Raw genomic sequence first — 9,069 nt, 5'->3', positions numbered from 1 at the left:
CCGGCCGACCCGAAGGACCCGGCGGATCCCAAGGACCCGGCTGACCCGAAGGACCCGGCTGACCCGAAGGACCCGGCGGATCCGAAGGACCCGGCGGACCCCGCGGACCCGAAGGATCCGGCTGACCCCGCGGACCCGAAGGATCCGGCTGACCCGAAGGATCCGGCTGACCCGGCGGACCCGGTCGACCCCGTGGACCCGAAGGACCCGGCGGACCCCGTTGACCCGGCGGACCCCGTTGACCCGGCGGACCCGGCGGACCCCGTCGACCCGGCGGACCCGGCGGACCCCGTCGACCCGGCGGACCCGGCGGACCCCGTCGACCCGGCCGACCCGGTGGACCCGGCTGACCCGGGCACGGATGACGGCACCGGTACCGAAGACGGCATGGGCACCGATGACGGCACCGGCACCGATGACGGCATGGGCACCGATGACGGCACCGGCACCGATGACGGCATGGGCACGGACGACGGCATGGGTACCGATGACGGCGGCATGGACGCCGGCGGTGTTGACGACGGTGGCGGCATGGACGCCGGCGGTGTTGACGACGGCGGCGGCATGGACACCGGTGGCGGCATGGACACCGGCGGCGGTGACGGCGGCGGCGGTGACGGCGGCGGCGGTGACGGTGGCGGCGGCGGTGACGGCGGCGGGGGTGAGTGACAGCGGCGGCATCGCCTGATCGCGGCGGGGTGAAGGTCTTCTCGGCCTTCACCCCGCCGCTTTCCGCTGTCCTGCCGCACCCCTAGTACGTCAGCCCGTGCCCGATCGGGTACAGCACCTGCTTCGGGTCGTCCGCCCGCTGGACCGGCACCGGCAGCTTCCCCCGCGGTGTCACCCGGCCGGCGATGACCCGCGCGGCAGCGCGCAGCTCGACGTCCGTCCAGCAGTACGAGGACAAGCAGGCCCGGACGGACGGGACGTGCGCGACGTCGTACGGGTTGCGGAGCGCCAGCACCGCCACCGGCCGCCCCGTGGCCAGCAGACGGTCCACCAGGGTGCGCTGGGTGCTGGACGCCGTCACGTTGTACGTGGCCACGACCACCGCGTCCGCCTCCCGCGCCGCCGTGACCGCCTTGTCGATGGTCGCGGCGGAGGGCGCGGTACCGGTGGGCAGCGCCGTCGCGGTGAAGCCCAGGTCGGTGAGGGCCGCGGCCAGGACACCGGTGGGCGGGCCGGTGGTGCCGGAGGGGGAGGCGGGGTCGGCGCCCACGACCAGGAGCCTGCGTTGCGCGCGGCGGTCGAAGGGCAGGGTGCCGTCCTCGTTGACCAGCAGGGTGGTGGTGCGTTCGGCGATGCGGTCGGCCGTGGCGAGGTGGGCCTTGGTGCCCACCGTGCGGTCGACGCGGGCATGGCTCGCCCAGGGGTGGTCGAACAGGCCGCGGCGGGCCTTCAGCCGCAGAATGCGCAGGATCGATTCGTCCAGCCGGGCCTCGGTCAGCTCCCCGTCCTGCACGGCCTTCAGCACCGCGTGCCAGGCGACATCGAGCGACGGGGGGTTGAGCAGCTGGTCCACGCCGGCCCGCAGCGCCAGCACCGGCACCCGGTCGTCGCCGTACTTCGTGCGCACCCCCTGCATGCCGAGGGAGTCGGTGATCACCACCCCGTCGTAGCCGAGTTCCTCGCGCAGGATGCCGGTGAGGATCGGACGGGACAGGGTCGCCGGGTCGCCGGAGTCGTCCAGGGCCGGGAACTGGATGTGCGCGGTCATGATCGAGTCGATCCCGGCGGCGATCGCGGCCCGGAAGGGCACGGCGTCCAGCTCCTCCCACAGCGCGCGGCTGTGCGTGATGACCGGGAAGCCGTAGTGGCTGTCGACGGCCGTGTCCCCGTGGCCCGGGAAGTGCTTGGCGGTCGCCGCGACCCCGGCCCCCTGGTAGCCCTTCACCTCGGCGGCGACCAGGGCGGCGACCGCGTCCGGGTCGGCGCCGAAGGAACGGACGCCGATGACCGGGTTCGCCGGGTTGACGTTCACGTCGGCGTCGGGGGAGTAGTCCTGGTTGACGCCCATCGCGCGCAGTTCGGCGCCCGAGATGCGGCCGAGGGTGCGGGCGTCGGAGCGGGAGCGGCCCGCGCCGATCGCCATCGCGCCGGGGAAGAGGGTGGCGGGCTTGCCGATCCGGCACACCGCGCCGTGCTCCTGGTCGGTGGCGATGAGCATCGGCAGGCCGCGCGGCTGGTCCAGCGAGGCCCGCTGGATGCCGTTGGACAGGTCGGCGATCTGGTGCGGGTCGCGGGTGTTGTGCGCCCAGGCGAAGTAGATGATGCCGCCGACCCGGTACTTCTCGATCAGCTCGGCGGCGGTGCGGACGCCGATCTCCTTGAGGTTGGCGTCGATGTCCGCCTGGTCGGGGGCGGTGGCGGAGTGCCCGTAGACCCGCGTCACGAACAGCTGGCCGACCTTCTCCTCCAGCGTCATGCGGGAGATCAGGGCGCGCAGCCGGCGGTCGTCAGGGACGGCGGCGTGGGCGGTCGTCGGTACGGTCAGCGCGGCGGTGAGGCCCGCGGTCGCGGCGAGGACGGCGCGTCTGGACGGCCGTGCGGCGCTTCCGGAACGCTCCGCGTTTCCCGCGTTTCCCGCTTCTCCCGTGCTTCCCGTGCTTCCCGTGCTGGTGTCGCTTCCCGTGCTGGAGTCGTGCACGTGCGCTCCTTCCGGAGGAGAACCGCTGAAGGAAACTTCCGAGGAGTCACCAATATCCGGGAAGTTTCTTTCCGTCAAGGGAATGCACAGTAACCAGGAAGGGGCCGCGTGCCGGGTATTCGCGAAGGGATCGCAGGGTGCGGCGGTCGCGCCGCGGGAGCGGAGCCGGCTGGACCCCGGCTCACCCCGGGGAGTGGAATTCCGCCCCGGACAGCCCCCGGGGTGATCCCTGCGGTGCCCAACGTCCGCACCATGAGGGCAACGGCCTGGCCTGCGCCGACGGGGGCGCGTCCAGCCCCTGGACGTCCCGGTCCGCAGCCCCGGCGAGCCGTCATCATGCGGTCATGGCCGCAGTCGACATCCCCGGTTCCAAGTCCATCACCGCCCGCGCGCTCTTCCTCGCCGCCGCGGCCGACGGGGTCAGCACCCTCGTCCGGCCCCTGCACTCCGACGACACCGAGGGCTTCGCCGAGGGCCTGACCCGGCTCGGCTACCGGGTGGGCCGTACGCCCGGCGCGTGGCAGGTCGACGGCCGTCCGCAGGGCCCGGCGCGCGCCGAGGCCGACGTCTTCTGCCGGGACGGCGCCACCACCGCCCGCTTCCTGCCCACCCTGGCCGCCGCCGGCCACGGCACCTACCGCTTCGACGCCTCCCCGCAGATGCGCCGCCGCCCCCTCGGCCCGCTCACCCGCGCCCTGCGCGACCTCGGCGTCGACGTGCGGCACGAGCGGGCCGAGGGGCACCATCCGCTCACCGTCCACGCGGCCGGCGTCGAGGGCGGCGAGGTGGTGCTGGACGCGGGCGAGTCCTCCCAGTACCTGACCGCGCTGCTGCTGCTCGGCCCGCTGACCCGCACCGGCCTGCGGATCCGGGTCACCGACCTGGTCTCGGCGCCGTACGTGGAGATCACCCTCGCGATGATGCGCGCGTTCGGCGTGGACGTGATCCGGGACGGCGCCGTGTACGACGTCCCGCCCAGCGGCTACCGGGCCACCACCTACGCCGTCGAGCCGGACGCCTCGACCGCGAGCTACTTCTTCGCCGCGGCGGCCGTCACCCCGGGCCGCGAGATCACCGTGCCCGGCCTCGGCGCAGGCGCGCTCCAGGGCGACCTGCGCTTCGTGGAGGTGCTGCGCCGGATGGGCGCGGAGGTGGAGATCGCCGAGGACCGCACGACCGTACGCGGCACCGGTGAACTGCGCGGGCTCACCGTGAACATGCGCGACATCTCCGACACCATGCCGACGCTGGCCGCGATCGCGCCGTTCGCCTCCGGACCGGTCCGCATCGAGGACGTCGGCAACACCCGGGTCAAGGAGTGCGACCGCCTCCAGGCGTGCGCGGACAACCTCCGGCGGCTCGGCGTGGACGTCACGACCGGCCCCGACTGGATCGAGATCCGGCCCGGCACGCCCGCGCCCGGAGTCGAGATCAAGACCTTCGGCGACCACCGCATCGTGATGTCCTTCGCCGTGACCGCCCTGCGCACGCCCGGCCTGGCCTACGACGACCCCGGCTGCGTACGCAAGACCTTCCCCGGCTTCCACGAGGCGTTCGCGGCCCTCCCCGCCGCCCGCTGACGGCGGCCACCGTGACCGCGGAAACAGAGAGGATCACCGGCATGACCCCTCGCTCGTACCTGATCCTGCACGGCTGGCAGAACCACCGCCCCGAGCCGCACTGGCAGCACTGGCTCGCCGGCCGGCTCACCGCCGCCGGGCACCGGGTGAGCTATCCGCAGCTGCCCGACGCCGACGATCCCGACCTGGACGTGTGGCTCGCCGAACTCGCCCGCCACCTGGAGGAGTCGGACGGCCCGGGGGAGCGGGTCGTGGTGGCGCACAGCCTGTCCTGCGTGCTGTGGCTGCACGCCGCCGCCCGGGGCATGCGGCAGCAGCGGTACGCGGACCGGGTGCTGCTGGTCGCACCGCCGTCCGGCTCGGTCCTCGCCCGGTACCCGGAGGTGGCCGCCTTCGCCCCACCCGCCCTCGACTTCGCCCTGCCCGGTCCCACCCGGCTGGTCGCCGGCGACGACGACCCGTACTGCCCCGAGGGCGCGGGCCCGCTCTACGCCGAGCCGCTCGGCATCCCCGCCGACATCCTGCCCGGCGCCGCCCACCTCGACCTGGACGCCGGGTACGGCTCCTGGCCGGCCGTGCTGGACTGGTGCCTCGACGGCACCGCGCCGCTCACGGCCCGTCCGGCACCCCGGTAGCCCGGGCCCGCAGCTCGGGTGTCGTCGTCGCCACCGCCGCCACCGCGAGGACGCACAGCAGACCGCCGCTGATCAGGGCGGTCGTACCCGAGGTCCAGCCGGCCAGCAGACCGCCGCGCACATTGCCGAGGCTGGGGCCCGCCTGACCGACGATCTGCTCGGCCGCCGTGACCCGGCCGAGCAGCGCGTCCGGGGTGCGGGTCTGCACGATCGTGGAGCGGGCGACCACCGCCGTGGCGTCCGCCGCGCCGGCCAGCGCCAGCAGGGCGAGCCCCAGCCAGGCGCTGCCCGCCAGACCGAACAGGACCAGCGCCGCACCCCACGTGGCCGACGCGCACAGCATCACCGGACCCGGCCGGGCGAGCCGGGTCAGCGGGCCGGACAGCGCGGTCGCGGCGACCCCGCCCACCGCCAGCGCCGACAGGAACAGGCCGAGGGTGCGCGGATCGCCGCCGAACCGCTCGGTGTTGACCAGCGGGAACAGGCTCACCGGGAACGAGAGCACGGTCGCGGCGAGGTCGGTGACCAGCGCGCCCCGCACCACCCGGTGCCCGGCCAGGAACCGCAGCCCGTCCAGCACCCCGTGCACCCCGGCCCGCGACGGCTCGCCCTGCGGCGGCAGCGCGGGCAGCCCCCGGGCGCCGTAGAAGGCGAGCCCGAAGCTGAGGGCGTCCAGCAGATAGCAGACACCGATGCCGAACCAGCCCAGCAGCAGCCCGGCCAGCGCCGGCCCCAGCAGCATCATTGACTGGCCGGTCACCTGCTGGAGCGCCAGCCCGGCCGCCACCTGCTCCTTGGGCAGCAGCCGCGGTACGAAGACCCCGGCGGCCGGGGCACCCAGCGCGCCGAACGCCGACTGCACGGCGACGAGCAGCAGGACGGCCGGCACCGGCACGTGCCCGGTGAAGCCCTGCACGGCGAGCAGCAGCGAGCAGACCGCCTGGCCGACGGTCGCCGCGAGGAACACCCGGCGCCGGTCGGCCCGGTCCACCCACGCCCCGGCGAACAGCCCGAACACCACCAGCGGCAGCGCCTGCGCCAGGCCGACCGCACCGGTCCAGGCGGTGCTGCGGGTCATGTCCCAGACCTGGTACATGACCGTCACCATGGTCATGAACCCGCCCAGCACGGACACGGTCCGGCCGATCAGCAGCCGCCGGAAGACGGGCGAGGTGCGCAGCGGTCGTACGTCTATGAGCGAACGGGCGAGGCTCATGAGCGGAAGCGGGAGCGGGCGCACGGCCCCGATGGCTGGATCACCGGGGGAGGCTAGCGGCGGCTGCGGGCCGCCGCCAGCGAATTTCCGGGTGCGGAGACCGGGCTACGCCGCCTCGCCCAGCAGCCGCGCCAGGTGCTCGCGGCCCGCGCCCAGCAGTCCGGGCAGCGGGGCGGCGGCCTCGTACCAGCGCTTCTCGTACTCCCAGCACAGCCAGCCGTCCCAGCCCCGCCGGGACAGCACGTCCACGCACTCGGTGAGCGGCAGCACCCCCGTGCCGAGCGGCAGCGGGGTGGTGTCCTCGGCGGAGGCGATGTCCTTGACCTGGACGTAGCCCAGGTGCGGGGCGAGGGCCGCGTAGGTGTCCGACGGCTGCTCACCGCCGAGCCAGGTGTGCATCACGTCCCACAGCGCGCCCACCTGCCGGTGCCCGACCGGGCCGAGGATCCGGATCGCGTCCGCGCCGGTACGGTGCGAGTCGTGGGTCTCCAGCAGGATCCGCACGCCCAGCGCGGCGGCGTCCTCGGCGGCGGTGCCGAGCCGCCGGGCGGCGAGCGCCTCCGACTCCTCGCGGGGGCGGTCCGGGTCGGCGCCGGGGAAGACCCGCACGAAGGGCGCGCCCAGGTCGTGGGCCAGCCGCAGGAGGTCCCGGATCTCCGCCAGTACGGGCGCGTCCTCGCCCGGGGCGGCGACGCGCGCGTACCCGGCGAGGCCCAGCACCTCGATCCCGGTGCTCCGGAACAGGGCGGCGGTGTCGGCCCGTTCGGCGGGCGTCAGCCCCGGATGCACCGGTTCCTCCGGATGGGCGCGCAGTTCCACGCCGTGGTAGCCGTGCGCGGTCGCGAGCGCCAGAACCTCCGGGACGGGCAGGCCGGGGACACCGAGAGTGGAGAACGCCAGCTTCATGGTCACGGACCCTACTCGCTCCCGGGCGCGGACCGTAGGGGCACCCGCGCGGTCGGGCAGCGCGGGTGCGCGTTTCGGCCGACCGGCGACCGGGCGAGGTCCGGGGCGTTGCCCGGCCGGGGCGGCGTGCACGGGGGCACGTCCGCACGAGCACGGCCCCTGCCCGTCATGCACCCGGCCCGCGCAGCGTGAGTCGCCAGTCCTGGCCGAGCAGGTCGTGGCCGAAGGAGCGGTGCGGCCGTTCGGCGGTCAGCAGGAAGCCGTGCCGCTGGTAGAGGCGGCGGGCGCCGGTGAGCACGTCGTTGGTCCACAGCACCAGGTCGCGGTAGCCGGCCCCGCGGGCGAAGTCGATCACCGCGCGCACCAGCCGGTCGCCGATGCCGTGCCCGCGGGCCTCGGGCTCGACGAGCAGCAGCCGCAGCCGCGCGGTGCCGGGCGCGTCGCCCCGTACGCACATCACGCACCCGACGGGCCGGCCCGCCAGCTCGGCGATCCACACCCGCTCCAGATGCGGGTCGTGATCCTCCGCGTAGTCGGCGACGATCCGGGCGACGAGCGCCTCGTACTCCGCGTTCCACCCGTACTCGGCCGCGTACAGCGCGCCGTTGCGCTGCACGATCCAGCCCAGTTCACCGGCCCGGGGCTCGCGCAGCACCACCTGCGCGGACGGCTTGTCCGCGCCCAGGACGTCCTGGACGGTGCGCATGGCCTCGGCCAGCCGGGACCGGTCCGCCGGGGCCACGCCGTCGAGCAGGGCGGCGACCGTCTCCCGGGCCCGCTCGTCCAGCAGCGCGGCCGTCTCGCGCCCGCGCGCGGTCAGCGTGATCCGGCGGCGCCGCGGATCACTGTCCGAGGGTCCCCGGAAGACGAGGCCGGCGTCCTCGAACCTGTTCAGGATCCGGCTCAGATACCCGGCGTCGAGCCCGAGCAGGCCGCGCAGGTCGGCCGCGTCCAGGTGCGGGGCGTGCGCGAGTTCGTAGAGCACGCGGGCCTCGGTGAGGGTGTAGGGGGCGTAGAGGTGGCGCCCGTAGTCGAGCGCACCGATCACTCCTGTGTAGAACCGGTTGAAAGCGCGAACGTCCTGGACGGTCATGGCGGCCCCCGGATGCGTGCGGCGGATACTTGACCCCGTCAGAGAACCTGGCCTCCGACCCTAGGCCGCCCGCGCCTCCGCGTCCACGCCTACGACCGCTCGGCCGGCCGGTACACGTTCACCTGCGCGCCGGTCTTCGCGGTGGCCGACGACACCAGCTCCCAGCTCCGCATGCCCCCGTCCGCCGGGAAGATCGACTTGCCGCCGCCGAGCAGCACGGGCATGACGACGAGCTGCAACTCGTCGACCAACCCCGCCCCGATCAACGCGCGCACCAGCGTGGGGCTGCCCATCATCGCCAGATCCCCGCCCTCGGCGGCCCGCAGCTCGCGCACCTTCTCAAGTGCCCGCGCCCCCGGAATCCGGACGCTGTTCTCCCAGCTCAGCCGGTCGTCCTCCAGCGTGTCGGACACGACGTACTTCCGCATCGCGTTGAGCCGGTCGGCGAAGGGATCCCCGGCCCGCTCCGGCCACGCGGCGGCCATCGTCAGATACGTCCGCCGCCCGTACAGCAGCGCCTCGGCCTTCTCCAGCCCCGCGGCGAAGGCCCCGCCCACGACCTCGGGGTCGAAATACGCGTTCGACCACCCTCCGTGCGCGAACCCTCCGTCGGTGTCCTCCTCGGCCCCACCCGGGGCCTGAACGACCCCGTCCAGACTGATGAACTCGGTGACGACGACACGCATGCCGACCACTCCTCGGTACCTGTCCGCTGCTCACGACCACTGACGACCACCAAGACCGCCCCCACCCCGAAAACTCATCGGCCCGCACCGGCCACGGCGACGGCACCGACCCCCACGACCCGCAGCCGCCGAGCGAGCAACTCGACCTCGGGGAGCGTCCCACCGTATCCACGGTCCCGCACGGCCCTGGCCTCCCCCAGCCCGAGGCCGAGGCTCCGGCGCAGCACCCGCATCACCGCCACCCGGTCGACCGACGAGCCCAGCCGCAGCTCGGTGGCCCCGTGTTCGGCGAGCAGCCGCTCCCGC

General features: G+C 74.5%; 7 protein-coding genes and 2 pseudogenes. 2 read left to right on the top strand and 7 right to left on the bottom strand.

Annotated features, from left to right (window positions below; genetic code table 11):
• Positions 1 to 681: pseudogene (locus tag CCN44_RS47975) on the bottom strand (hypothetical protein); the annotation flags it as partial.
• Positions 682 to 751: 70 nt separating this feature from the next.
• Complete coding sequence (locus tag CCN44_RS39800) at positions 752 to 2,647, bottom strand: glycoside hydrolase family 3 protein (protein WP_086704003.1); 1,896 nt, start codon at positions 2,645 to 2,647, stop codon at positions 752 to 754.
• A 344-nt stretch (positions 2,648 to 2,991) separates the two neighbouring features.
• On the opposite strand from CCN44_RS39800, the gene aroA reads away from it, so the two are divergent.
• Positions 2,992 to 4,227, top strand: coding sequence for a 3-phosphoshikimate 1-carboxyvinyltransferase (gene aroA / locus CCN44_RS39795; protein ID WP_086704000.1), 1,236 nt, complete (start codon positions 2,992 to 2,994; stop codon positions 4,225 to 4,227).
• Positions 4,228 to 4,268: 41 nt separating this feature from the next.
• Positions 4,269 to 4,862, top strand: a complete 594-nt coding sequence (locus CCN44_RS39790) for an alpha/beta hydrolase (protein ID WP_059249670.1) — start codon at positions 4,269 to 4,271, stop codon at positions 4,860 to 4,862.
• On the opposite strand, the gene CCN44_RS39785 is transcribed toward CCN44_RS39790, so the two are convergent.
• The 5 genes and pseudogenes from CCN44_RS39785 to CCN44_RS44780 form a co-directional block, all read right to left on the bottom strand.
• Positions 4,837 to 6,078, bottom strand: a complete 1,242-nt coding sequence (locus CCN44_RS39785; protein WP_086704006.1) for an MFS transporter — start codon at positions 6,076 to 6,078, stop codon at positions 4,837 to 4,839. The genes CCN44_RS39790 and CCN44_RS39785 overlap by 26 nt on opposite strands.
• Before the next feature lie 105 nt (positions 6,079 to 6,183).
• Positions 6,184 to 6,984, bottom strand: coding sequence for a sugar phosphate isomerase/epimerase family protein (locus tag CCN44_RS39780; RefSeq protein ID WP_059254998.1), 801 nt, complete (start codon positions 6,982 to 6,984; stop codon positions 6,184 to 6,186).
• A 166-nt stretch (positions 6,985 to 7,150) separates the two neighbouring features.
• Positions 7,151 to 8,077 (bottom strand): bifunctional helix-turn-helix transcriptional regulator/GNAT family N-acetyltransferase, encoded by a 927-nt coding sequence (locus tag CCN44_RS39775; protein WP_086703995.1) that lies wholly within the window; start codon positions 8,075 to 8,077, stop codon positions 7,151 to 7,153.
• An 89-nt stretch (positions 8,078 to 8,166) separates the two neighbouring features.
• Positions 8,167 to 8,763, bottom strand: coding sequence for a dihydrofolate reductase family protein (locus tag CCN44_RS39770; protein WP_086703993.1), 597 nt, complete (start codon positions 8,761 to 8,763; stop codon positions 8,167 to 8,169).
• A gap of 74 nt (positions 8,764 to 8,837) precedes the next feature.
• Positions 8,838 to 9,069 (bottom strand): annotated as a pseudogene (locus CCN44_RS44780) (hypothetical protein); the annotation flags it as partial.

The sequence above is a fragment of the Streptomyces tricolor genome (assembly GCF_002155905.1).
GTDB lineage: Bacteria > Actinomycetota > Actinomycetes > Streptomycetales > Streptomycetaceae > Streptomyces > Streptomyces tricolor.
Note: the sequence above shows the minus strand (reverse complement) of the source record. Positions and strands in the feature narration are given on the sequence as shown.

What these genes read in the sequence shown, in the direction of transcription:
- CCN44_RS39780 (WP_059254998.1), bottom strand. Translation starts at nt 6,984, where the DNA reads ATGAAGCTGGCGTTCTCCACTCTCGGTGTCCCCGGCCTGCCCGTCCCG.
- CCN44_RS39785 (WP_086704006.1), bottom strand. Translation starts at nt 6,078, where the DNA reads ATGAGCCTCGCCCGTTCGCTCATAGACGTACGACCGCTGCGCACCTCG.
- aroA (WP_086704000.1), top strand. Translation starts at nt 2,992, where the DNA reads ATGGCCGCAGTCGACATCCCCGGTTCCAAGTCCATCACCGCCCGCGCG.
- CCN44_RS39775 (WP_086703995.1), bottom strand. Translation starts at nt 8,077, where the DNA reads ATGACCGTCCAGGACGTTCGCGCTTTCAACCGGTTCTACACAGGAGTG.
- CCN44_RS39790 (WP_059249670.1), top strand. Translation starts at nt 4,269, where the DNA reads ATGACCCCTCGCTCGTACCTGATCCTGCACGGCTGGCAGAACCACCGC.
- CCN44_RS39770 (WP_086703993.1), bottom strand. Translation starts at nt 8,763, where the DNA reads ATGCGTGTCGTCGTCACCGAGTTCATCAGTCTGGACGGGGTCGTTCAG.